27 protein-coding genes are annotated in these 23,000 nt (G+C 68.4%); 8 read left to right on the forward strand and 19 right to left on the reverse strand.

Annotation, left to right across the window (positions count from 1 at the left end; genetic code table 11):
• Positions 1 to 47: 47 nt before the first annotated feature.
• Both G6N59_RS14025 and G6N59_RS14030 read right to left on the reverse strand, forming a co-directional pair.
• On the reverse strand, positions 48 to 641 hold the full coding sequence (locus G6N59_RS14025) for a hypothetical protein (protein WP_138232879.1): 594 nt from the start codon (positions 639 to 641) through the stop codon (positions 48 to 50).
• Positions 642 to 756: 115 nt separating this feature from the next.
• Positions 757 to 960 carry a cold-shock protein gene (locus G6N59_RS14030; protein WP_043397302.1) on the reverse strand — a complete coding sequence of 68 codons (204 nt, stop codon included), beginning with the start codon at positions 958 to 960 and terminating at the stop codon, positions 757 to 759.
• Between the two features lie 224 nt (positions 961 to 1,184).
• On the opposite strand from G6N59_RS14030, the gene G6N59_RS14035 reads away from it, so the two are divergent.
• A complete protein-coding gene (locus G6N59_RS14035; RefSeq protein WP_138232880.1) occupies positions 1,185 to 3,548 on the forward strand; it encodes a DNA 3'-5' helicase SftH in 2,364 nt (787 codons plus the stop codon).
• A 55-nt stretch (positions 3,549 to 3,603) separates the two neighbouring features.
• Positions 3,604 to 4,641 carry a PAS domain-containing protein gene (locus G6N59_RS14040; protein ID WP_138232881.1) on the forward strand — a complete coding sequence of 346 codons (1,038 nt, stop codon included), beginning with the start codon at positions 3,604 to 3,606 and terminating at the stop codon, positions 4,639 to 4,641.
• Here G6N59_RS14040 and soxR read toward each other — a convergent pair whose 3' ends face one another.
• The 8 genes from soxR to ssd form a co-directional block, all read right to left on the reverse strand.
• The gene (gene soxR, locus G6N59_RS14045; RefSeq protein ID WP_138232882.1) at positions 4,642 to 5,139 is read right to left on the reverse strand and encodes a redox-sensitive transcriptional activator SoxR; all 498 of its coding nucleotides are present in this window, start codon (positions 5,137 to 5,139) and stop codon (positions 4,642 to 4,644) included.
• Positions 5,140 to 5,216: 77 nt separating this feature from the next.
• Complete coding sequence (locus G6N59_RS14050; RefSeq protein WP_138232883.1) at positions 5,217 to 5,564, reverse strand: Rv3654c family TadE-like protein; 348 nt, start codon at positions 5,562 to 5,564, stop codon at positions 5,217 to 5,219.
• The gene (locus G6N59_RS14055; protein WP_138232884.1) at positions 5,557 to 5,898 is read right to left on the reverse strand and encodes a TadE family type IV pilus minor pilin; all 342 of its coding nucleotides are present in this window, start codon (positions 5,896 to 5,898) and stop codon (positions 5,557 to 5,559) included. The genes G6N59_RS14050 and G6N59_RS14055 overlap by 8 nt, the downstream gene beginning before the upstream one ends.
• Positions 5,876 to 6,079: a DUF4244 domain-containing protein gene (locus G6N59_RS14060; protein WP_138232885.1), complete on the reverse strand. Its 204-nt coding sequence runs from the start codon at positions 6,077 to 6,079 to the stop codon at positions 5,876 to 5,878. The genes G6N59_RS14055 and G6N59_RS14060 overlap by 23 nt, the downstream gene beginning before the upstream one ends.
• Before the next feature lie 51 nt (positions 6,080 to 6,130).
• Positions 6,131 to 6,703: a type II secretion system F family protein gene (locus tag G6N59_RS14065; protein ID WP_138232886.1), complete on the reverse strand. Its 573-nt coding sequence runs from the start codon at positions 6,701 to 6,703 to the stop codon at positions 6,131 to 6,133.
• Positions 6,700 to 7,485, reverse strand: a complete 786-nt coding sequence (locus tag G6N59_RS14070) for a type II secretion system F family protein (protein ID WP_138232887.1) — start codon at positions 7,483 to 7,485, stop codon at positions 6,700 to 6,702. Before G6N59_RS14070 ends, G6N59_RS14065 begins: the two co-directional genes overlap by 4 nt.
• Positions 7,482 to 8,648, reverse strand: coding sequence for a TadA family conjugal transfer-associated ATPase (locus G6N59_RS14075; RefSeq protein ID WP_138232888.1), 1,167 nt, complete (start codon positions 8,646 to 8,648; stop codon positions 7,482 to 7,484). The genes G6N59_RS14070 and G6N59_RS14075 overlap by 4 nt, the downstream gene beginning before the upstream one ends.
• Before the next feature lie 31 nt (positions 8,649 to 8,679).
• Complete coding sequence (gene ssd, locus G6N59_RS14080; RefSeq protein WP_138232889.1) at positions 8,680 to 9,753, reverse strand: septum site-determining protein Ssd; 1,074 nt, start codon at positions 9,751 to 9,753, stop codon at positions 8,680 to 8,682.
• A 494-nt stretch (positions 9,754 to 10,247) separates the two neighbouring features.
• Between ssd and G6N59_RS14085 the strand changes: the two genes are divergently transcribed.
• Complete coding sequence (locus G6N59_RS14085; RefSeq protein WP_138232890.1) at positions 10,248 to 11,117, forward strand: HAD-IB family hydrolase; 870 nt, start codon at positions 10,248 to 10,250, stop codon at positions 11,115 to 11,117.
• A gap of 444 nt (positions 11,118 to 11,561) precedes the next feature.
• On the opposite strand, the gene G6N59_RS14090 is transcribed toward G6N59_RS14085, so the two are convergent.
• On the reverse strand, positions 11,562 to 12,359 hold the full coding sequence (locus G6N59_RS14090; RefSeq protein ID WP_138232891.1) for a Fic family protein: 798 nt from the start codon (positions 12,357 to 12,359) through the stop codon (positions 11,562 to 11,564).
• Positions 12,360 to 12,558: 199 nt separating this feature from the next.
• On the opposite strand from G6N59_RS14090, the gene acs reads away from it, so the two are divergent.
• Positions 12,559 to 14,505 carry an acetate--CoA ligase gene (gene acs / locus G6N59_RS14095; RefSeq protein WP_138232892.1) on the forward strand — a complete coding sequence of 649 codons (1,947 nt, stop codon included), beginning with the start codon at positions 12,559 to 12,561 and terminating at the stop codon, positions 14,503 to 14,505.
• Between the two features lie 51 nt (positions 14,506 to 14,556).
• Here acs and G6N59_RS14100 read toward each other — a convergent pair whose 3' ends face one another.
• On the reverse strand, positions 14,557 to 15,237 hold the full coding sequence (locus G6N59_RS14100; RefSeq protein ID WP_138232893.1) for a S1 family peptidase: 681 nt from the start codon (positions 15,235 to 15,237) through the stop codon (positions 14,557 to 14,559).
• A gap of 147 nt (positions 15,238 to 15,384) precedes the next feature.
• Here G6N59_RS14100 and G6N59_RS14105 point away from each other — a divergent pair, with 147 nt between their 5' ends.
• Together G6N59_RS14105 and G6N59_RS14110 are read left to right on the forward strand one after the other, a co-directional pair.
• Entirely contained in the window at positions 15,385 to 15,894 is a 510-nt protein-coding gene (locus G6N59_RS14105; RefSeq protein ID WP_138232894.1) for a phage holin family protein, read from the forward strand.
• Positions 15,894 to 16,859, forward strand: a complete 966-nt coding sequence (locus tag G6N59_RS14110) for an alpha/beta fold hydrolase (protein WP_138232895.1) — start codon at positions 15,894 to 15,896, stop codon at positions 16,857 to 16,859. Before G6N59_RS14105 ends, G6N59_RS14110 begins: the two co-directional genes overlap by 1 nt.
• On the opposite strand, the gene marP is transcribed toward G6N59_RS14110, so the two are convergent.
• Genes marP through nth form a run of 4 tightly spaced genes read right to left on the reverse strand, consistent with a single transcriptional unit; the run spans position 16,848 to position 20,233 of the window.
• Complete coding sequence (marP, locus tag G6N59_RS14115; RefSeq protein ID WP_138232896.1) at positions 16,848 to 18,041, reverse strand: acid resistance serine protease MarP; 1,194 nt, start codon at positions 18,039 to 18,041, stop codon at positions 16,848 to 16,850. The genes G6N59_RS14110 and marP overlap by 12 nt on opposite strands.
• Positions 18,038 to 18,802 carry an NUDIX hydrolase gene (locus G6N59_RS14120; protein WP_138232897.1) on the reverse strand — a complete coding sequence of 255 codons (765 nt, stop codon included), beginning with the start codon at positions 18,800 to 18,802 and terminating at the stop codon, positions 18,038 to 18,040. The genes marP and G6N59_RS14120 overlap by 4 nt, the downstream gene beginning before the upstream one ends.
• A gap of 25 nt (positions 18,803 to 18,827) precedes the next feature.
• A complete protein-coding gene (locus G6N59_RS14125; protein ID WP_163911320.1) occupies positions 18,828 to 19,478 on the reverse strand; it encodes a TlpA family protein disulfide reductase in 651 nt (216 codons plus the stop codon).
• Positions 19,475 to 20,233, reverse strand: coding sequence for an endonuclease III (gene nth / locus G6N59_RS14130; RefSeq protein WP_138232899.1), 759 nt, complete (start codon positions 20,231 to 20,233; stop codon positions 19,475 to 19,477). Before nth ends, G6N59_RS14125 begins: the two co-directional genes overlap by 4 nt.
• Before the next feature lie 93 nt (positions 20,234 to 20,326).
• Between nth and G6N59_RS14135 the strand changes: the two genes are divergently transcribed.
• Together G6N59_RS14135 and crp are read left to right on the forward strand one after the other, a co-directional pair.
• Positions 20,327 to 20,677 (forward strand): hypothetical protein, encoded by a 351-nt coding sequence (locus G6N59_RS14135; protein WP_138232900.1) that lies wholly within the window; start codon positions 20,327 to 20,329, stop codon positions 20,675 to 20,677.
• Between the two features lie 103 nt (positions 20,678 to 20,780).
• A complete protein-coding gene (gene crp, locus G6N59_RS14140; protein WP_020100982.1) occupies positions 20,781 to 21,455 on the forward strand; it encodes a cAMP-activated global transcriptional regulator CRP in 675 nt (224 codons plus the stop codon).
• A 69-nt stretch (positions 21,456 to 21,524) separates the two neighbouring features.
• Here crp and G6N59_RS14145 read toward each other — a convergent pair whose 3' ends face one another.
• Genes G6N59_RS14145 through G6N59_RS14155 form a run of 3 tightly spaced genes read right to left on the reverse strand, consistent with a single transcriptional unit; the run spans position 21,525 to position 22,957 of the window.
• Positions 21,525 to 22,310 carry an MBL fold metallo-hydrolase gene (locus tag G6N59_RS14145; protein WP_138232901.1) on the reverse strand — a complete coding sequence of 262 codons (786 nt, stop codon included), beginning with the start codon at positions 22,308 to 22,310 and terminating at the stop codon, positions 21,525 to 21,527.
• 33 nt (positions 22,311 to 22,343) lie between these two features.
• Complete coding sequence (locus G6N59_RS14150; protein ID WP_138232902.1) at positions 22,344 to 22,799, reverse strand: RidA family protein; 456 nt, start codon at positions 22,797 to 22,799, stop codon at positions 22,344 to 22,346.
• Positions 22,796 to 22,957 carry a Sp36 family protein gene (locus G6N59_RS14155; RefSeq protein WP_090562576.1) on the reverse strand — a complete coding sequence of 54 codons (162 nt, stop codon included), beginning with the start codon at positions 22,955 to 22,957 and terminating at the stop codon, positions 22,796 to 22,798. Before G6N59_RS14155 ends, G6N59_RS14150 begins: the two co-directional genes overlap by 4 nt.
• Positions 22,958 to 23,000 lie beyond the last annotated feature (43 nt).

The following is a 23,000-nucleotide window of genomic DNA, read 5'->3' on the forward strand; positions in this document are numbered from 1 at the left end:
CAAGCCTACGCAAACCGGATGCGGCCAAAATATACGGTGTGCACCCGCTAAATCCGGGGCCATCGGAGAAACGCCTCGGTGAACCCGGGTGGCTCCCCCACGTTCTCTACCAGGCGCATCAACCTCCGGCGACCACTGATCCGCAGGGCCGGGTGATGGCCTCGGGTCCCGATCAGGGTCGGCGCGAGACCGACCCGCATCAGCGCCGACGCCAACGTCGAATGGGTATCCGGTGCGTGGGGATCCAAACCCAACAAGTAGCCGTTCGGCTCCGCGGTACCCGCGGCCAGCACCCAGGCTCGCAGCTCCCGCGGGCCCGGCAACCACCCTTCGGGCACGGTTTTGACCGCTCCGCGGGTCCAATCACGTGCCATCGGCGCCAGCCTGGCGTCGGCTTCGGTGCGCACCAGCGGGGTCTTCTCGTCGGTGTGGGTGATTTCCGGCTCCAGGCCCACTTCGGCGATCATCTCGGCCAGCGCCTCGGCCCGCCACAGCGCGTCGACGACGACCGACAACCGGACTCTTCTGCCGTCCGCCACATCGCCGGTCTGCACGACCTGTCCCGGCGCAGCGAGCAGCCCGGTCAGGTCGGTGACCGCGGGCGGCACCGACTCGGCCGAGAAGAAGGACAGCTGGCTCACCCTGCCGACAGTAGGCCAGCCCACAGAGAAAGACGTGGAGGCAGACCCACGCACCATGCAAGACGCCCCCACTTCGTCGCGGACGATGCGGGGGCGTTATGCGAGTCTCAGTACCTCAGATGGGGCGCACGTTGAGAGCCTGCGGGCCCTTGGCGCCCTGCTCGACCTCGAAGTCGACCTTCTGATTTTCCTCAAGGGTGCGGAACCCGTTGGACTGAATCTGCTTGTAGTGGACGAAGACGTCGCCTCCGCCGCCTTCCTGCTCAATGAAGCCGTAACCCTTTTCCGGGTTGAACCACTTCACGGTCCCCTGTGGCATTGTCCTTCATTTCCTTCTGTCACTGCGGGTGCGATCCACCGAGTCTTCCGGTGTACCGGGAACGCAGGCGACGCTCGCGGGTGTTGACACACGAACACAGAAGCTGCGACCAAGATCAGTCAACCATGTCGGGCGCAGTCGCAACAGTCACCCGGCGAACTGTGGTTAACAATTCATCTTGGCCGCTTTCAGCAGGCGGCGGCCAAGGCCGAGAAGGGATCACAGTGACGCACGCGGAATCCGATGACGCTGCAGCGCAGCCGAACTTCGGGCGTGAGCTGTTGGCCTCCGCGCTGGACGGTACCCCGGCCGACGAGCAACCGCTGCGGCATGTCGCTGATCTGGCCCCGCGTCAGGCTCGCCGAATGCCCTGGCCCGCTTGGGTTGGCGACGACGTGGTGCGGGCGTTCACCGATCGTGGTGTGGCGCAGCCGTGGTCGCATCAGGTATCCGCGGCCGAGTTGGCGTACGCCGGCCGGCACGTGGTGATCGCGACGGGCACCGCATCCGGCAAATCCCTGGCCTACCAATTGCCGATCCTGCACGCGCTGCAAACCGATGTGCACGCCCGGGCGTTGTATCTGTCTCCGACCAAGGCGCTGGGCCACGACCAGCTCCGCGCCGCGCAGTCGCTGTGCGACGCCATTCCCGGCCTCGTCAACATCGCCCCATCTGCCTACGACGGGGACAGCTCAACCGAGGCAAGGCAATTCGCCCGGGAACGGTCCCGGTGGATTTTTTCCAATCCGGACATGACGCACCTGTCGTTGCTGCGCAACCATTCCCGATGGGCCGTGTTCCTGCGTCAGCTGAAGTTTGTGGTGATCGACGAATGCCATTACTACCGAGGTATTTTCGGTTCGAACGTGGCGATGGTGCTGCGCCGGCTGATGCGGCTGTGCGACCGTTACGGGTCGACGCCCACGGTGGTGTTCGCCAGCGCCACCACCGCCGCCCCGGCGCAGACGGCATCCGAGTTGCTGGGCCAGACGGTCACCGCGATCACCGAAGACGGGTCGCCGCACGGTGGCCGCACGGTGGCGCTGTGGGAGCCGGCGCTGCTCACCGATCTGATCGGCGAGAACGGCGCCCCGGTCCGCCGGTCCGCGGGCACCGAGGCCTCTCGGGTGATGGCCGATCTGATCGCAGAGGGCGCCCGCACGCTGACCTTCGTCCGATCACGCATCGGCGCCGAGTTGACGGCGCTCGGGGCACGGGCCCGGCTCGAGAACGTCGCGCCCGAACTGGCCCCGCTGGTGGCGTCCTACCGTGCCGGATACCTGGCCGAGGACCGCCGGGCTCTGGAACACGCTCTGACGGAAGGGGAATTGCGGGGCCTGGCGACCACGAACGCACTGGAGCTCGGCGTCGACATCGCCGGACTGGACGCGGTGGTGCTGGCGGGGTTCCCCGGTACCGTGGCCTCGTTCTGGCAGCAGGCCGGCCGGGCCGGGCGGCGCGGCCAGAGCGCGCTGATCGTGCTGATCGCCCGTGACGACCCACTGGACACCTACCTGGTGCATCACCCCGCCGCGCTGCTCGACAAGCCCATCGAGCGGATCGTGATCGATCCCGGCAACCCGTACGTGCTCTCGCCGCAATTGCTCTGCGCGGCAACCGAACTCCCGCTGACACCAGCCGAGGTGCGGATGTGGGACGCCGAAGCGGTAGCCGAATCCCTCGTGGATGACGGCCTGCTGCGCAAGCGTCCCGCCGGCTACTTCCCGGCACCCGGCGTGGATCCGCATCCCGCCGTGGACATCCGGGGTTCATCGGGTGGGCAGATCGCCATCCTGGAGTCCGGCACCGGACGCATGCTGGGCAGCACCGGCGCCGGCCAGGCGCCGGCTTCGGTCCATCCGGGGGCGGTTCACCTGCATCAGGGCGAGACCTTTCTGGTCGACGCGCTGGACTTCGAAGCCGGCGTCGCCTTCGTGCACGCCGACAATCCCGGCTACACGACATCGGCCCGGGAGGTCACCGACATCTCGCTCCGTGGCACCGGTGAGATTCACCGCTTCGGGCCGGTCGCCATCGGCCTGGTCCCGGTGTCGGTATCCAACACCGTGGTCGGGTTCCTGCGCCGCGCAATGGACGGCGCGGTGCTCGACTTCGTCGACCTCGACATGCCGACCCGCACCCTGGACACCATGGCGGTCATGTGCACCATGACACCGGAGATACTGCTGGACAAGGGAATTGATCCACTGCGAGTCCCTGGATCTCTGCACGCGGCCGAGCACGCCGCGATAGGTCTGCTGCCGCTGGTGGCCAGTTGCGACCGGGGGGACATCGGCGGCGTGTCCACCGCGTCCGGACCGGCACCCGGCGACTTGTCCGGCCTGCCAACGATTTTCGTGTACGACGGCTATCCGGGTGGTGCCGGGTTCGCCGACCGCGGGTTCCGGCAGCTGTCCACCTGGTGGTCAGCCACGGCCGCGGCCATCGAAGCATGTGAGTGCCGTCACGGTTGCCCGTCCTGTGTGCAATCGCCCAAGTGCGGCAATGCGAACGATCCGCTGGACAAAGCCGGTGCTGTGCAGGTACTTCGCCTGGTCGTCGATACCGTGGCGGCCCACGGAAAGTAGTCCGCGGGCCGGTTCCGGGCGGGGCAAAGCGCACCGAAACGGATAAACTACGGCCATGGCAGACGACTGGCTTCTCGTCGAGACCCTCGGCGCCGAACCTGCCGTCGTCGCGCAAGGGCAGCAAACCCAAGACATGGTTCCCATCAGTGCTTTCCTGCGGCGCAACTCCAGTTTGATGGCGATCCAGTCGGCGATCGGCGAAACCGTGCGCGCCGGGCTGCCGCTGACGAGCATCACACCCAAGAGCGACCGGGTGATCCGGACCGAAGTGGTGCAGATGAACGACGGACGCATCCATGGCGTCCACGTATGGGTCGGCACGCCCGAGGCCGATCCGCCCGACCGGATGATCCCGGGTCCACTGAAGTGGGATCTGACCAACGGTATCGCGACCGACACCATGGAGTCGCTGGCCAACAGCGGACTCAACCCGGCGGCCGAGGCCACCCACGGCCGCGCATTCGCCGACGACCTGCAGACCCGCAAGCTCAACCCGAACGAGGCGCGGGTCATCTCGGCCGTCATCAAGCCGAAACCTGGTCAAACCTTCACCAGCACTTGGGAAATGACCGATTTCCGGGGCCGGCCCATCACCGTCGGATTCGCCGCGCGGGTACTCAACGAACCCGACGAGGATGGCCGCGACCGACTGGTCTGCCGGGCCATGAACTGGCGGGGCATCCGGGACCACTCGTCGGCCACACCACTCGACCGGGCGCAGCAGATCGCGGGCGGCCCGCCCGTGCCCGGGGTCTACCGGGCCATGGTGGATCTGAACAGCTGGACGCTCATCAAGTGGATCGGCGAACCATGTCCGCTCTTCGACTGGAGCGCCGACGCGTCGCGCGAGGTGGTGCACCCGAACGAGATCGCCGAGATGGCAGCCATGACGATCGAGTTCGGCAGCGGGCCGACCTCGCGGGTGCTGCGGTTGCGCGCGCACGACGGCGGGTGGGTCCCGATTCACGTCACCGCGCACCGGCTCCAGGTGGCCGACGACACCTTCGCCGGCCTGCTGTCCTTGCGCCTGCCCACCTACGGTGAGCTCATGGCCGCCGGGGACCGGCTGGGCGACGACGCAGCCGAGTCCTGATTACGAATCCCGTTCGGCGTCTGCCGGATTCGCTTCGTCGAAGGGAAGCAGCCGCCGCGCACCGGGCCCTTCGGCCGCGAGCTCGTCGCCGGGGTTGATGACCAGGCAGTGGTTGAGGGAAATACACCCGCACCCGATGCACTGGTCCATCTCCGACTGAAGCCGCGCCAATTCGAGCTGCCGTTCGCGGAGTTGCGCACGCCACCTCTTGTTGAGCCTGGTCCAGTCCCGCAATGACGGCATCCGATCATCGGGAAGCGTCCGAAAGTGCTCGGCGACCTCGCTGAGAGGAATGCCGAGCCGCTTCGCCACCTGGATGACGGCAATACGCCGCTCCAGGTGACGTGGATACAACCGCGTCCCGCCGGCCGTGCGTTCGGGGTGGATCAGCCCCTTCCGCTCGTAGAAGTGCAACGCTGACGCAGCGACGCCGGTCCGTTTCACGATCTCCCCGATGGTGAGGAGATCGGTCGGGCCCATTCGCTTGATCTCAACCATAGTTGAGATTCTACGGTAGCGATATGCCAAGTGACGCAGGGCGGCTCGCGGCCGCTCAGATCATCGTCGCGGTCGGACTACCCCTCGCCTGGTCCGGCGCGGGCCTGACCGTGCGCGACGCCGAGATTCCACCGGCCGAACCGCACCGGCACCTCCACGTCGACCACCACGTCCAACTGCCGCACCGAACACTGACCAACCCGGCTGCCCATGGCTTCGGCAACAGCGGCGGCGCGGCTACAGGACCGGCCGGGCCCTGAGGCCAACGCGCCGGCACCCGCCAGCGCGGCAAGATCGGCCGCCGACTGCGCGCGGTGGCGGCCGACCACCGCGGCGCCGATCGCGGCCGCCCCGGTCAGGAGCCCGATGAGCACCACGATCAGGGTGACGGCGAACACCGTCGCGGCACCACGCTCGTCACGCACCAGGTTCGGGCGCCGCCACCGCCTCCGCCCCCACCGTGATGCCGGGTAGCAGCGGTGACGGAGCACGGACCCGCGCGACGACCCGTCCGCCGTCGCGCCGCACCTCGACCGTGGCGCCGTCGGGTCCGGCACGACGGGCGGTTTCGATGGCGGCACGGTCATCGCCGCGGGCCGCGAGCCGGGCCGCTTCCCGGGCCGCGTCGATGCAGCGGACCTGTATCGAGACCGCCGCGAGGCCACCGATACCGAGGATGGTGACCGCGATGAGCGCGGCAACCGCGAATGCCGCCTCGACGGTGACGCCGCCTCTGTCATCCCCTGGTGGTGAGGGCACGAGAGATGATGTTGGTCAGCGCACTGACGATCGAGTCCCCGGTGACCACGGTGTACAGGATGGCGCCGAACGCGGCAGCGGCCACCGTGCCGATGGCATATTCGACGGTGGACATCCCGCTCTCATCGGTGAGCAGCATGGTCGCTCGGGCTTCGAGTGTGCGAAAGCTGTTCAATGTCATGGTTTTTCCTCCCTTGTCGCGACGCCGGCCGGCGTCGGAAATCGTCGTCCGTCACAGCAGCCCGGACCGGAACACGTCACCCGCCAGACCAGCGACGACGGGCACGATGCCGAGACAGACGAATGCCGGCAGGTAGCAGAGCCCCAGCGGACCGGCGATCAGGACATTGGCCCGCTCGGCGGCAGCGTCCGCCGCGTCACCGGCGTCAGCCCTGGCCTGCTCGGCCAGTTCGGCGACGCCCTGAGCCATCGCAGCGCCCGAGGACGCCGACCGGCGGGCCAACCGCAGCAGCGCGATCACGTGCGGATCAGTACCCCCACCCCGATCCGACCAGGCCGTCGCCGGACTTGCCCCCAAAGCCAGCAGTTCGGCCGCGCGACGCAGCACACCGGCCAATCCGGCCGGCGCCGACGGCACCGCAGCCGAGGCCGCGGCGCTGGTCGCCATGCCCGCCGACAGACAGGCCGCCAGCACGTCCAAGCTCGACGGCACCGCCAGCGCGTCGTCGTTCGACATCGCCGGGGGCGACGACCGGTCCGGCACCCGCGGCCGGATTCGGTGCGCCGGCGTGGCCGGGATCAGCAGAATGGCCAACGCGAGCAGAAGCAGCGACGCCGCGCTCATCGCTGCGCCCGCGCGATGATCCGGTCCGACCACAACAGCCCGAGGCAGCACAGCATCACGCCGACCGCCAGCACAGCCGCCCCGTCGCCGAGCAGGAAGCGCACGGGATGCGCACCGATCAACTGCCCCAAGACAATTCCGAGCGCAGGCAAGGCGGACAGCACCGCCGCCGTCGTCCGGGCTCCGGCCATACCCGCTCTGATCCGCGACGCGAAGCGTTCGCGCGCAACGACGTCCCGCTCCGCGGCACGCATGAGCGGGGCGATGGCCAGGCCGTGGTCGAGCGCCAGTTGCCAGTACACGGCCAGCCGCTGCCAGTGCGCCGGCAGCGCCGACGACCCCGCGACGGCGCGCAGCCCGGCCGCGACATCGGCACCCAGCCGGGCGCGTGCCGCGACCTCCCCCAGCGCCGCAGAGACCGGTCCGTCCACCTCATGAGCCGCGGCGTCGAACGCCGCCACCGGATGTGCCCCGGCACGCAGTTCTCCGACCAGAATGCCGAGCGCACCCTGCAGCGTCTGCGCTTCCCTGGCACGTGCGGCCTCCCGTCGCGAGCGCTGCCACCGCAGCCCAGCGGTCCCGACCAGAGCCGCACCCGCCAGCGTCACCGGCAGGGGTAGCGCGACCAGCGACACCACGGCAACCGCCGCCGATACCCACAGCATCCGCGGACCACTGCCAGACCCCAATCCCGCCAATCGTTTTCGATGCCCCAACCGCTTCAGCCCGCCTGGCTGGGGCGCCACCAGCACCGCCAGCGCCAACATCAGCGCGGGACTCATGACCGACCCCGAGCCGCAAGCAGCTCGCCCAGCGCCGCCATTCCAGGTCCGGCGCCCCGATCGACGTGCCATGCGGTCACGGCCGTGACGATCCCGTCGGAAGCACGGCGCAGCACCGCGATCTCACTCAAGTGCCGGCGCCCGTCACGGGCACGCGCGGTGTGCAGCACGAGCTGGCACGCGGCCGAGAGTTGCGAATGCAGTGCTGCCCGCTCCAACCCGCCGACCGCCGCCAACGCCTCCATGCGGGCGGGCACCTCGGCGGGGCTGTTGGCATGGACCGTCCCGGCCCCGCCCTCGTGGCCCGTGTTGAGTGCGGCGAGCAGATCCACGACCTCCGCACCGCGAACTTCGCCGACCACGATGCGGTCGGGACGCATCCGCAGCGCCTGCCGCACCAGGTCGCGCACCGTCACCTCGCCCACGCCTTCGACGTTGGCGCCGCGAGCGACCAATCGGACCAGATGCGGATGTTGCGGAGCCAGCTCGGCAGCATCCTCGACGCAGACGATCCGTTCGTCCGGGCCGACGGCCCCGAGGAGCGCCGACAACATGGTGGTCTTGCCGGCGCCGGTCCCGCCTGAGACCAGGAAGGCGAGCCGCGCCGCCACGATGTCGGCGATCAATGCGGCGGCAGGCGGTGCGATGGCTCCGGCCCCGACGAGAGCGGCCAGGTCCTGGGTCGCGGGCCGTAGCACCCGCAGCGAGAGGCAGGTGCCTGCCGCGGCGATCGGCGGCAGCACGGCATGCAACCGGACGCTCAAGCCGCCACCGACACTATCCAGGTGACCGTCGACCCACGGTTGCGAATCATCCAGCCGACGACCGGCAGCCAGCGCCAGCCGTTGCGCCAAGCGCTGTACGGCGGCCTCGTCCGGAAAGCGGACCATGCTGCGGCGCAACCCGTTTCCATCGTCAACCCACACCTCGTCGGGCGCGCTCACCAGCACGTCGGTGGTACCCGGCGCCCGCAGGAGCGGCTCCAGAATCCCGGCACCGGTCAGTTCGGTCTGCAACAGCCGCATGCCGGCCAGTACGTCACTGTCGGCAAGCACGCCGCCGGACTCGGCGCGAATGGCTGCGGCCACCGAGTTGGGATGCAGCGCGCCGCTGTTCTGTGCGGCCAGTCGCTCCCGGACGCGATCCACCAACGACGACGTCATGTGCGATCCGCCTCTGGCTGCTCGCTGCGTGTCATGCCGCCTCCCCCGGCTGCCCGCGCAGCACCGCGAGCACGCGGCGGGCGGCCATCGCCAGCGGTGACCTGTTCCGCAGACTGCGGCCGAGACCGCCCCGCTCCAGCGCATCGTCGAGACTGCTCTCCGCGCGCATGGTGGCCAGCAGCGGTAACCCCAGGATCGTCGATATCTCGGCAGCGCGGAGCCCCCCGGGCGCCGGACCCCGAACCACCACACCGACGTTCGGATTGAGCGCCGCCACCCAATCCGCCACCACGCGGGTGGCTGCACAGGCCCGCACCTCCGCCGGCACCACCAACACCACGAGATCGGCTGCGACAAGGGCCGTCTCCGCCGCAGCCGACGCCTGCCGCGGCACATCGCAGATCACGGTCGCACCAGCCCGGCTCCCGGCCTCGACAACGGCGGCCAGCGCCGCCGGCCTCAACTCGACGCCGGTGCGCCCGGCTGACAGCATCACCACGCCGCGCCGGCGCGGCAGCGCATCACGCAGCGCCGCATAACTGAGCCGTCCGCCCGCTGCCGCCAGGTCCGGCCAGCGCAGGCCGGCATCGCCCTCGGCGCCGAGGGCCAGATCGATGCCGCCGCCCCAGGCGTCGACATCAACCAACAGACATTCGTGGCCCGGGTCGCCCGCGGCCTGCGCCAAGGCGATCGCAAACACCGATGCACCGCCACCCCCGCGGCCACCGATCACCGCGACGACGGCACCTCGGCGACCGTCCGATTCACCGGCCGCAGCGTCGGCCAGGACACCGACCAGATCGGATTCCTGGCCGGGCAAGGTGATGACCTCCTGCGCGCCGATCACCATCGCGGCCTCGAACTCGCGAGTGCCCGGCGCTTCGGCGGCGATCAACACCACGGCGGGCCGCCGTGGCATCCCGAGCTCGCGACAGCGCCGCGCGGCCGCGACATCGAGCAGTACCGCCGCCGCTCCGACCCACGCATTCCGGCCGGACGGCTCTGCCGCGTACACCACCCTGATGCCCGCCGCCGCCGCGATGCGCTCGATGTCGTCGCGCAGTCCGGCGTCGGAGATCAGCGCCAGCGCCCCGGTTGTTGTCATGGATCCACCGTGATCGGCAGCAGGCCGCGACACCAGAGCGCGCACGCAGAATGTGGATGGATCGCAAACTGTGGACAACTTTATTGACGGAGTCGTGAGAATGTCGTTCCGCAACTTTTTGCGAACTTCGAGCGACATTCGGCGAGCCAGGATCGCGACGGTTGCGCCACACACAGAAGAGAAAGAACCGGCGCCGACAGAAACGCGTCGGAGAGGTTTCGCCGGGAGGAAATCTGACCTCCCCCGAAAAAGGGACGACCCCCGCCAGGGGGGGAGGAGGCGGAGGTCGTCGTGGATCAGCCCCGGGGGGTCGGGCTGATGCACACCCGGCGCTAGCCGGGTAAGGCCCACTATACACACGTCAACAGGGCTCTGCGCAACTGTTGATTGTCTGTGAAAGGGGCGTGTCAGCACGTCAATCGCCGCGGCGGTCATGCCACCGGCGACCGACACGGCGGCGCCGGCGTCCACCCGGCGACGGTATTCCGGAGCATATGCTGGGAGCCGTGACCGCTACCGATCCGGCCGCCGGGGCCGCGGCCGCGCCGCGCCAGGAGGCCGAGTCCAGCGGTCCCGTGCGCACCGCAGCCTTCTTCGATCTCGATAAAACTGTCATCGCCAAGTCGAGCACCCTCGCTTTTAGCAAACCTTTCTTCAACCAGGGACTACTGAATCGGCAAGCTGTGCTCAAGTCCACTTATGCACAGTTTCTGTTCCTGATGTCGGGCGCCGACCACGATCAGATGGACCGCATGCGGTCGTACCTGACCAACATGTGCACCGGCTGGGACGTCGAACAGGTCAAGTCGATCGTCGCCGAGACGCTGCATGACATCGTCGACCCACTGGTCTTCGCCGAAGCCGCCAACCTGATCGCCGATCACAAGCTGTGCGGCCGCGACGTCGTCGTGGTCTCGGCGTCCGGCGAGGAGATCGTGGCGCCGATCGCCCGCGAACTCGGTGCCCACCATTCGATGGCAACACGCATGGTGGTCACGGACGGCAAGTACACCGGCGACGTCGACTTCTACTGCTTCGCCGAGGGCAAGGTGCGGGCCATCGAGGAACTCGCCGCCCGCGAGGGCTATGCGCTCGAGCACTGCTACGCGTACTCGGACTCCATCACCGATCTGCCGATGCTCGCGGCCGTCGGCCACCCGGCCGTGGTCAATCCGGATCGCGCACTACGCAAGGAGGCCGTCGCGCGCGACTGGCCGGTACTGACCTTCAACCGCCCGGTCTCGCTGCGAGACCGCCTCTCGGCGCCGTCGGGAGCCGCCGTCGCCACGACGCTGGCCGTCGGCGCCAGCGCCCTCGCAGCCGGCGCCGTGACGTACTCGCTGCTCCGTCGGCTGAACTTCTGAAAGCTACCGACGAGTTGCTGACGGCCCGTCCGTAACAATCACAAATCACCGCCGATTGACCCTTGATGTGACTGCGGTCACGTAGTACAAAGGAAGCACGGAAGCCCCCAAGGCCAAGACCGAGCCGGAAGAGAAGGTTCGACCTCCCGAAGCGGGCATCCCAGCACGGAATGCCGGCACCCACGCGGAGCACATACCGCGACAATGGTAAAAGCGTTGTGGGCCTGCGTAATTGCGAAAAGCGAACGGCTAAGAGAATTCCTTGGGTGGAGTTGTAGCCGCAGCGCATTGCAGGGACGCCGAGGCCACCCACACAACCCAAGAAGCACGCTTGGTAACCGGGGTTCCGTGCTAGCGGGCGGCGAGCCGAGTCAGATATCTGACGACGGAGCGCCGCCTGCTTTTATGTTTGACCGTTTGCTGGAGCCAGTGCCGGCCGAACCGCTACTTGGCGGAAGCCTGCGCGATGGACAGCGCCTCGCGCGCCCCGGAATGCAGGCCGCGGCTGCTGCAGATGAGCCACGCCGTCAGGCCGTCAGCGGTCCCCGACGCGAAGCCCCGTGCCGCGGCACGGTATTCGCCGACCTCACGCATCCAGTACATCTCGGGCACGCCGAGACCGTGCGGGTCCAGCCCGCTGGCCATGGTGATCAGCCGCGACACCGCGCGCGCCACCACACCGTCGGCCACCCCGAACGGAGCCAGGCTCAGGAGTTCGCCATGAGCGACGGCCGCGAGCACTGTCGCCGGCACGCGGCTCCCCAGTCCCGTTTCGCTCCTCGCGTGCGCACCACCCACGATCTCGCCGAGCAGTTCCAGCCGCCGACCCACGTCCGGATCATCGGTGCGGGGGCGGCCGAGGTGGTCCTCATCCGCCAGATCCGCGGCCGCCAGTGTGTGCAGCCGGGCGATCGCCTGCAAGGGTGCCCGCTGCCAGACCCCGATCAGCGCCGTCGCGCCACCTTCGAGAGCCTCGGCCACCCGCAGCGCGCCGGCCAGCACGGCATCAGCACGCTCCCCCTTTGCGGGAGCCTCACCCTCTTTGCTGAAACTCAGCGCGCCACCGTCCAGCACTGACGACGCCCGGGCCGCCCGCATCGAGGCCTCGGCTGCGGTGGCGGGCCAACCGCGCAGGTTCACCTTGTGTCGATGGGCTCTACCGAGCGCTTCACGCGCCTCGTCTCCCGCCTCGGCCACGCCGGGCAGTTCTGCCAAAGGAGCCAGCGGGTCAGGTGCAGCCACGTCCGCACAGGGTAGTGCCACGAGGTGGCCACCACCAACGTCCCGGTGGCGAGCCACCACCAACGTCCCGGTGGCGAGCCACCACCAACGTCCCGGTGGCGAGCCACCACCAACGTCACGGTGGCGAGCCACCACCAACGTCACGGTGGCGAGCCACCACCAACGTCATTGCAACGTGTCAGTGACTACGCTCACAGCCATGACACAAGACACCGCTGTGCCACAGGCTTATCCGCCGCCTGCCGAGTTCGCCGCGCAGGCCAATGCCACTGCTGCGTTGTATCAGGAGGCCGACGCCGATCGCCTGGAATTCTGGCGCCGCCAGGGCGAGCGGTTGTCCTGGGCCACCCCGTTCACGCAGGTTCTGGACTGGTCAAATGCCCCGTTCGCCACGTGGTTCGGCGACGGGAAACTCAATGTCGCCTACAACTGCGTCGACCGCCATGTCGAGGCCGGCAACGGTGACCGTGTCGCGATCCATTGGGAAGGCGAGCCCGTCGGTGACGCCCGCGACATCACCTACGCCCAGCTCAAGGACGAGGTCAGCAAGGCCGCCAACGCCCTGACCGCCCTCGGCCTGGTCGCCGGCGACCGCGTCGCCATCTATATGCCGATGGTGCCCGAGGCCATCGTGGCGATGCTGGCCTGCGCCCGTCTCGGTGTCATGCACTCGGTCGTGTTCGCCGGGTTCTCGGCCACCGCCCTGGGCGCGCGCGTCGAGGACGCGCACGCCAAGCTGGTCATCACCACCGACGGGCAGTACCGGCGCGGGCAGGCCGCCTCGCTCAAGACCGCCGTCGACGAAGCCGTCGCGGGACAACCGAGCGTGGAGCACGTGCTGGTGGTCAAGCGCACCGGCATCGACGTCGACTGGACCGAGGGTCGCGACGTCTGGTGGCACGAGATCGTCGACGCGCAGTCAACCGAGCACACTCCCGAGGCGTTCGACGCCGAGCAACCGCTGTTCCTGCTGTACACCTCCGGCACCACCGGCAAGCCCAAGGGCATCGTGCACACCAGCGGCGGCTACCTGACCCAGGCGTCCTACAGCCACCACAACGTCTTCGACATCAAACCCGACGACGTGTACTGGTGCACCGCCGACATCGGCTGGGTCACCGGGCACACCTACATCGTCTACGGCCCGCTGTCCAACGGCGTCACGCAGGTGGTCTACGAAGGCACCCCCACCTCACCGACCGAGCACCGGCACTTCGAAATCATCGAAAAGTACGGCGTCACCATCTATTACACCGCCCCGACGCTGATCCGCACCTTCATGAAGCTGGGCCACCAGATTCCCGCGTCCCACGAACTGTCGAGCCTGCGGGTGCTGGGCAGCGTCGGCGAGCCCATCAACCCCGAGGCCTGGCGCTGGTACCACGAATACATCGGCGCCGGTGAAGCCCCCATCGTGGACACCTGGTGGCAGACCGAGACCGGCGCCATCATGATCTCCCCGCTGCCCGGCGTCACCGCCGCCAAGCCCGGCTCGGCCATGACCCCGCTGCCCGGCATCAGCGCCAAGATCGTCGACGACGACGGCAACGAACTGGTCCCCGGCGCCGACGAAGCCGAGCACGTCACCGGCTACCTGGTCCTCGACAAGCCGTGGCCGGCGATGCTGCGCGGCATCTGGGGAGACGACGAGCGCTTCAAGGACACCTACTGGTCCCGGTTCGCCGAGCAGGGCTGGTACTTCGCCGGTGATGGCGCCCGCTACGACGCCGACGGCAACATCTGGGTCCTGGGCCGCATCGACGACGTCATGAACATCTCCGGCCACCGCATCTCCACCGCCGAGGTCGAATCCGCGCTCGTCGGGCACTCCGGTGTGGCCGAGGCCGCCGTCGTCGGCGCCACCGACGCCACCACCGGCCAGGCCATCTGCGCGTTCGTCATCCTCAAGGAAAGCGCGCACGGCGGGCCGGAGAACATGATCGAGGAACTGCGCGCCCAAGTGGCGCGGGAGATCTCCCCGATCGCCAAACCGCGCGAGATCCACGTCGTGCCCGAGCTGCCCAAGACCCGCAGCGGCAAGATCATGCGCCGACTGCTACGCGATGTCGCCGAAGGCCGCGAACTCGGCGACACCTCGACCCTGGTCGACCCCAGCGTCTTCGAGGCCATCCGCGCCAGCAAGTAACCCGGAACGCGAAAGGCCCCCAACATCACGTTGGGAGCCTTTTTCGTATCGTCAGGCGATGGGGACGTAACCCGCGCCCGGGCGGTTCTTGGCGTCGAGGTCAGAGATCACCGCATTGATCGACACCGTCACGGCTGGGGTGTGCAGCGGCACGTACTTGACGACACACGTCGGCAGGTCATCGCTGAAGGCCCCGTGGATCATGCCGACCAGCTTGTTGTTCACGGTGACCGGTGCACCCGAGTCGCCTGGTTGGCCGCATACCTGGTCGACGATGGTGCCCGGGTCCTGTCCCGGACCCCAGGTGACGCCACAGGTGTAGCCCGTCGTGCGGCCCAGTTTGCACGCCACTTGGCCGAACGCCGGGTCCGGACCGATGCCGTCGATCTGGAATCCGTTGACGTTGTTCAGCGGCTGCACCTTGGCCGGGTCGAATTCGATGACGGCGTAATCCAGGGGCTGGCTGCCGGCCACCATGACGCCCAGATTGCCGCGGTTCTCGGCGCCCTCGGCCGCCACTTCGTGGCCCGGGCCGCCGCAGTGCGCCGACGTGAAGCCGACGAGCTTGCCGCGGTTGTCGTGCCCGATGGTGGTGAGGGTGCAGAAGGTATCGCCATCGACGACGATGCCCGAGCCACCGCCGAGCGGCACCGGTGCGTCGGCGTGTGCCGGCACCCCGGCCGACGCGCCAAGCAGGGCAATGGCCGTCGCGAACAGGGCTGCCAGACGCATCGTGAACCTTCTCCGAGTTGTGGTGACGACAGCGCCGTCGCCAAGCCGGGCCATTCTAGCCCGCGCCTTTCGCTGGCCGGGATCGTTAAGCGGCGCCCCACGTGGCAACATATGCCAGGACTACACCGACGCCGGGAGGACGTGTTCGTGAGCAATGGCGATCGCAAGAATGGCGCAGTTCCAGCCACGGTGACCTCGATCCCGCTGGTGGATCCGCATGCGCCCAAGGCTGATCCGTCGATCGGCGATCTGGTCAAGGAAGCCACCGCGCAGATGTCGACGCTGGTGCGCGCCGAGGTCGAACTGGCGCGTGCCGAGATCACCGCCGACGTGAAGAAGGGCCTGACCGGCAGCGTCCTGTTCATCGCCGCACTGGTGGTGCTGTTCTACTCGACGTTCTTTTTCTTCTTCTTCCTCGGTTCGCTACTCGAGCTGTGGCTGCCCAGCTGGGCGTCGTACCTCATCGTCTTCGCACTCATGGTGCTGACGACCGGTGCGCTCGCGTTCCTGGGCTTCCTCAAGGTGCGCAAGATCCGCGGGCCGCGGGACACCATCGCCACGGTCAAGGAGGCCAAGGTGGCGCTGACGCCGGGCCACGACAAGTCCTCGAGTCAGAGCATCGCCCGCACGGCTTCTAGCGACACCTCAGGCTGGTAGTGCCGCCACCTGATCCGTCGGTCGTCCGGATCGACGGTCCGTGGCGACACCTCCAGGTGCACGCGAACGGGATCCGCTTCCACGTCGTCGAGGGCGAAGGTTCGGAGCCCGACCAGCGGAACGCGGACGGTTCCTCCAACGCGGAGCGCCCGTTGGTGATCCTGCTGCACGGATTCGCCTCGTTCTGGTACTCGTGGCGCCATCAGCTGCGCGACCTCCGCGGTGCCCGGGTGGTCGCGGTGGACCTGCGCGGCTACGGCGGCAGCGACAAACCACCGACCGGCTACGACGGCTGGACGCTGGCCGGGGACACCGCCGGCCTGGTGCGCGCGCTGGGACACCATTCCGCGGTACTGGTCGGGCACGCCGACGGCGGCCTGGTCTGCTGGGCCACGGCGATGCTGCATCCGCGGGCGGTGCGGGGTATCGCGCTGATCAGTTCACCCCATCCGATGGCGCTGCGGTCCTCGACGCTGACCGATCGGGCCCAGCGCGCGGCCCTGTTGCCCGCGATGCTGCGCAACCAGGTGCCGTGGTGGCCCGAACACGTCCTCACACGCCAGAACGGCGCCGCCGTCGAGCAGCTCGTCCGCAGCCGCGCCGGCGCCGCCTGGCCGGCGTCGGAGGATTTCGCGCAGACGGCTACCCACCTGCGTACCGCGATTCAGATCCCGTCGGCCGCGCACTCGGCGCTGGAGTACCAGCGCTGGGCGGCGCGCAGTCAGGTCCGCAGCGAGGGCCGGCGCTTCATGCGCGCGATGAAACAGCGCACCACGGTACCGATCCTGCATCTGCACGGCACCGCCGATCCCTACGTGCTCGACGACCCGGTCCGCCGGACCCAGCGCTACGCTCCGCAGACCCGCTTCGTATCCGTCACCGGCGCAGGGCATTTCGCGCACGAAGAGCAGCCGTCGAGCGTCACCTCGGAGCTGTCGACATTCCTGCACCAGCTATCCGGCTGAGATGCACCGTCCGGTCGGGACCGCGTCCTGGTTGTCGACCTTGGCCATCTGCTTGGCCACCTCGTCGGCGGTGAGCACGAAGCCGGTGTCGGCGTCGTCGACCGCGGCGCCGAACACGACACCGAGCACCTTGCCATTGCCGTCGATCAGCGGACCGCCCGAATTGCCTTGGCGGACATTGCCTCTGATGGTGTAGACCTCACGCGTGACGGTCGTGGAGTGGTAGATGTCCGGCCCGTTGAGTTTGATGATCTCGCGGATGCGGGCCGGGGTCGCGGCGAATTCACCGCCGCCCGGGTAGCCCATCACCACCGCCCCGGTGCCGGTCTGGGCTTCCTGCATGTCGAACTTCAGCGGCGCCGCGGGCAGGTCGGGCGCATCGAGAATCGAGATGTCGGCCTCGGGGTCGTAGGAGACGACCTTGGCGTCATAGCTCTTGTCGTCGACCTGGACGGTGACGCTGTTGGAGCCGGCCACCACGTGGGCGTTGGACATCACCCGGCCGGGCGCCACCACGAATCCGGTGCCCTCGAGCACCTTCTGGCAGCTCTGCGCCACGCCGCGGATCTTCACAACACTGCCCTTGGCGGCGGCCACCGCCGGATCGCCCACGAGCGCGGGATCCGGAGCCGAGACGCTGACGATCGGGGTACGGCCGAACGGCTGCAGCACCGACGGCAAGCCGGAGGTGTTCAGCAGCGCCGAGAGCCGGGTCGGCACCCGCTTCAGCCAGGCCGGCGCGACATCGTTGACCTCTGACAGCACGCGCGAGCCGTTCACCGCCGCAGCCAGATTCGGCTGGTCCGACGACGTCAGCGGGGTGGCCAGCAACCAGGCGGCGACCAGGACCGCGACCAGTTGCAGGGCCATGCCGACCACCGAGTCGAATCCGCGCACCACGTCGTTGCGCATGGCACCGCGGACCGCGCGGCCCAGCACCACACCGGCGATCTCGCCGACGACGACCAGGCCCAGGATCAGGAACAGGGCGATGAAGAGCTTGCTACGCGCGCCGTCGACATGCGCCACCACATGGGGCGCGAGCAGCACACCGGCCACCGCGCCGAGCACCACACCGAGAAAAGACAGCAGAGAGCCCAACGCCCCGGACCGCCAGCCCGAGACGGCGGCGACGAATGCGACGGACAGAACGGCCAGATCCAGCCATTGTGAAGGTGTCATGGTTGATCCACACGGTAGCCGCTGGAGTCCCCCAGCAGCGCCATTGCCGCATCCAGTTCCTCGATGACGTCGGTGTTCCACGGCTCGGCCCAGCCTGCGACGTCGAGCATCGCGGAGATCACCTGAGCGGTGAAGCCCCACACCAGCATCTGGTTGAGCAGAAATGCCGGGCCGGCGAACCGCCGCGTGTTCTCCTTGCGGTACACCATCAACCGATTCTCGGGATTGACGAAGGCGCGCACCGGAACCCGCGCGGCGATGGCCGTCTCCGCCGGGTCGACAGCGAGGACGTGACCGGGGTCGGGTGAGTACGCGAGCACCGGGACCACGTGAAAACCCGAGGGCGGGATGAACATTCGGTCCAATGTCGCCAGCACGTGCAGCCGCGAGGTGTCGATACCGGTCTCCTCGGTCGCCTCGCGCAGCGCGGTGCCGACGGGACCGCCGTCCTCCGGATCGGACGCGCCACCCGGGAAGGCCGCCTGCCCGGCATGATGCCGCAACGTCGACGCGCGGACGGTGACCAGCAGGTCGGCATCGGGCGGCAGCGCACCAGCCGGGGCGTCGGGCGCCCCCGAGAACAGCACCAGGACCGCCGCGTCCCGTTTGGTGCCGGTCAATGTCGCGGTGGCCCCTGCGGCGGTGATGGCCGCCAACACGCTCGCCGGCACCCGGCGGCGGTAGGCCTGCGGCAGGTCTGCCGCGTTGTCGACCAGCGGCCGCAGCCAGGCCGGGGCGGCCTGCGGGTTCAGCACGTTCACCCCGACACTCCTAACGCTTGACGATTCACCATTGTGAATTCACTGCACTGGCGATCTCATCGGCACTGGTGAACGGCCGGGGCAGGACGTGCGCCACGCTACCGTCCGGGCGCAGCACCACGGTCGCAGGCATCACGTTGGGCACGCCCAGCGCGGCCGCGACCAGCCGGCGGCCGTCTTGCAGCATCGGCAGCTTGACGCCCAGGTCGGCCAGCCGCAGCAGCCCGGCGGTCTCGTTCTCGTCCTGATGAACCGTCACCACGGTCACCCGGGTACCCATCCGGCGCTGATACTCGGCCAGGGCCGGCAGTTCGTCGGCGCAGGGTCCGCACCAGTAGGCCCACAGGTTCAGCACCACGGCCCGGCCGGCGAGGGCCTTCGCGACGTCGACGGGCGCGCCGTCAGCCGCGCAGTCCACCGTGATGCCCTGCAGGGCCCCCGGCCCGGGTCCGCCCTGCGGGGCGGGACAGGGCGGCAGCGCCGCTTCGGCCCGTGGCCCGGCCAGCGCCGCCGGGGTATCGGCGTCGCGATGCGCCCGGGCCCCGTTGAGCTGGCCGGCCTGCCGGCCCGCCGGCCCGGACGCGGTCTGGTTGTCGCCCAGCTGCCGCCACAGCGCCACGCCGAGAACGGCGAACACGGCCAGCACCACCACGGTCCAGCGGGTCGATCGACTCACTCGGTGATCCCGGCCAGTGCCAGCAGATGCTCGGTCTCCGGCCCCTTGACCAGCGCCGCCGCGGTCGCCAGGTCCGTCGGCCCGATGCCGTAGGACGGGCAGTCGCGGGCCAGGACGCACACGCCGCAGGCCGGCGTGCGGGCGTGGCAGACCCGGCGCCCGTGGAAGATCACGCGGTGCGACAGCAGGGTCCACTCCTTGCGCGGGATCAACTCCCCGACCGCGTGTTCAACCTTGACCGGGTCCTCTTCGGCGGTCCAGCGCCAGCGCCGTACCAGCCGCCCGAAGTGGGTGTCCACGGTGATGCCCGGGATGTCGAAGGCGTTGCCGAGGATGACGTTGGCGGTCTTGCGGCCCACGCCGGGCAGCGTGACCAGCTCGTCCAGGGTGTCCGGCACCTCGCCGTCGAAGCGGGCCACCAGTGCCTGGCCCAGCCCGATGATCGACGTCGCCTTGTTGCGGTAGAAGCCGGTGGGCCGGATCAGTTCCTCGAGCTCGGTCCGGTGGGCCTGCGCATAGTCCAGCGCGGTCGGGTACTTGGCGAACAACGCCGGCGTCGTGAGGTTCACTCTCTTATCCGTGCACTGCGCCGACAGGATGGTGGCCACCGCGAGCTCCAGCGGATTGGTGAAGTCCAGTTCGCAGTAGACGTGCGGAAATGCCTGCGCCAGTTCACGATTCATCCTCCGCGCGCGACGCACCAGACCGAGGTGGGTTTCGCGGTCGTATTTTGCGGTGGATCGTCGCGCAGGCACGCCGGTAAGCGTACTGAGAGAAGTGGGTAAGGATACTTTGACCGGCGTCGTTTCGTGACCACCCTGAGACATTCGGCGTGTTTACTTCTGCGTGTGTCCTGGTTGCTGGTTGTGTGCATTCCCGGGTTGCTCATGGTGGCAACCTTCGGGTTGAGCCGCCTCGAAGCCATGCTCGATACATCCAAGGAGACCTACACCGCCGCGGACGTCAAAGCGTTCGTCGACAAGGTCAAAACGGCCTGGTCACAGCAGGCTGCAGCCGCGGACACACTGCCGCACCGATCGGCACCCCGATTCGAGGAACCCCGTGCGCTGGCGGCCCCGTCGCCGACGCGCGACAACCCACTCGGAGCCTTCGGCGAACCCGAATTACCCAGCCGCGCGTATGCCCACTATGCGAGCAATCCGCAATTTCGCGAGACTCGCCAGGCGAATCGTGTGTAGCGTGGCTGGTTGCGAAACGGCTTACCACTAGACTGACTTTGTTAACCAGTTCACTGGCTAGCTTGCGCGCGTTTTTGATCACTCACCAGCCTTAGGGAGCAACGTGGACGAGATCCTGGCGAGGGCCGGAATCTTCCAGGGTGTCGAGCCCACCGCGGTATCCGCACTGACCAAACAGCTGCAACCGGTCGACTTCCCCCGCGGACACACCGTGTTCGCCGAGGGCGAGCCGGGTGACCGCCTCTACATCATCATCTCCGGCAAGGTGAAGATCGGCCGCCGGTCACCGGACGGCCGGGAAAACCTGCTGACCATCATGGGTCCGTCGGACATGTTCGGTGAGCTGTCGATCTTCGACCCGGGTCCCCGGACCTCGAGCGCCATCACCATCACCGAGGTGCGGGCGGTCTCGATGGACCGTGAAGCGCTCCGTGCGTGGATCGCGGACCGTCCGGAGATCGCCGAGCAGCTGCTGCGCGTGCTCGCGCGCCGGTTGCGCCGCACCAACAACAACCTGGCCGATCTGATCTTCACCGACGTGCCCGGTCGGGTGGCCAAGCAGCTGCTGCAGCTGGCCCAGCGGTTCGGCACGCAGGAGGGCGGCGCCCTGCGCGTCACCCACGACCTGACCCAGGAAGAGATCGCGCAACTCGTCGGCGCCTCGCGCGAAACCGTGAACAAGGCACTCGCCGACTTCGCGCACCGCGGCTGGATCCGGCTCGAGGGCAAGAGCGTGCTGATCTCCGACTCGGAGCGGCTGGCCCGCCGAGCGCGCTAGTTTTCCCGCCGAAACGGCATTCCAGCAGAGCAGTTCTCGAACTTCTCCTGCTGGAATGCCGTTTCGTTGTTAAGCAGTCCGCAGGTAGTCCAACTGGGCCTGAACCGATTTCTCCGCGGCGTCCCACAGCTTCTGGTCGACGTCGGTGTAGACGTGCTCGACCACCTGCCGCGCCGACGCCTCGTCACCGAGCACCTGCAGGGCGCCCCGCACCTGGTCCAGCCGTTCCTCGCGGTGCGCGAGGTACATCGCCGTCACCTTGGATAGATCAGGCAGATCGGCACCATGCCCGGGCAGGACGGTCCGTCTGCCCAGCCCCTGCAGCCGCCGCAGTGATTCCAGGTAGTCGCGCAGGCTGCCGTCCTCGTTGTCGATGACGGTGGTGCCACGGCCCAAGACCGTGTCCGCGGTCAAGACGGCCTCGTCGACGAGGAAAGACAGCGAATCGGCCGTATGCCCCGGCGTAGCCATGACCTTGATCCGCAGGCCCGCGGCGTCGATCACCTCGCCGTCGGCGAGCGGTCCGCCCAGGCCGCGCAGAAAGCCGCTACCCACCGACCGCACCACTGCCCCGGTCATGCCGACGAGTTTGTCGATGCCACCGGTGTGGTCGTCGTGCTTGTGGCTGATCAGCACCAGCGGAATCTTGCCCAGCGCGGCGATCCGCTCCAGGTGCGCATCGTCGTCAGGCCCCGGGTCGACGACGACCATCTCGTCGCTACCGGGCCCGCGCAGCACCCAGGTGTTGGTGCCGTCGAGCGTCATGATGCCCGGGTTGTCGCAGAGTAAGACGCCGGCCGACACTGTGTCTGTTTCCAACACCGGCCGCAGCACGCCATACGCAGGATGATTCATAAGGACACAACCGCCCTCCCGATGGTCGATCGCTTACGCGATCTCCACGATCAGCTCCACCTCAACAGGAGCATTCAACGGCAACTCGGAGACCCCGACCGCCGACCGGGCGTGCGCGCCGGCCGGGCCGAACACCTCGCCCAGCAACTCGGACGCCCCGTTGATCACCGCGGGCTGGCCGTTGAACCCCGGCGCCGAGGCGACGAATCCGACGACCTTGACCACGCGCACCACCGAGTCGATGCCGACCAGCGCGTGCACCGCGGCCAGCGCGTTGAGTCCACAGATCCGAGCCAGGGCCTTGCCGTCGTCGGCGCTGACCTCAGCGCCGACCTTGCCTTCGGCCGGCAGCGTGCCGCCCTGCATGGGCAACTGCCCCGAGGTGTAGACGAGATTTCCGGTGCGGACCGCGGGCACATACGCCGCCAGTGGCGCAACGACTTCCGGGAGCTCGATGCCGAGTTCGGCCAACCGGTCGGAAATACTCACTTCGGCCGCTTCAGGTAGGCGACATGCTGCTCACCGCTCGGGTTGGCCAGTACCGACACCAACTCCCACCCGTCCTGGCCCCACTGGTCCAGGATCTGTTTGGTGGCGTGGATCAGCAACGGGACGGTGGCGTACTCCCACCGGGTCGGTTCGCTCATGCCGCCGAGCTTATCGGCCGAGGGGTACCGCATGGTTAACATG

This window comes from Mycolicibacterium aubagnense, from assembly GCF_010730955.1.
GTDB lineage: Bacteria > Actinomycetota > Actinomycetes > Mycobacteriales > Mycobacteriaceae > Mycobacterium > Mycobacterium aubagnense.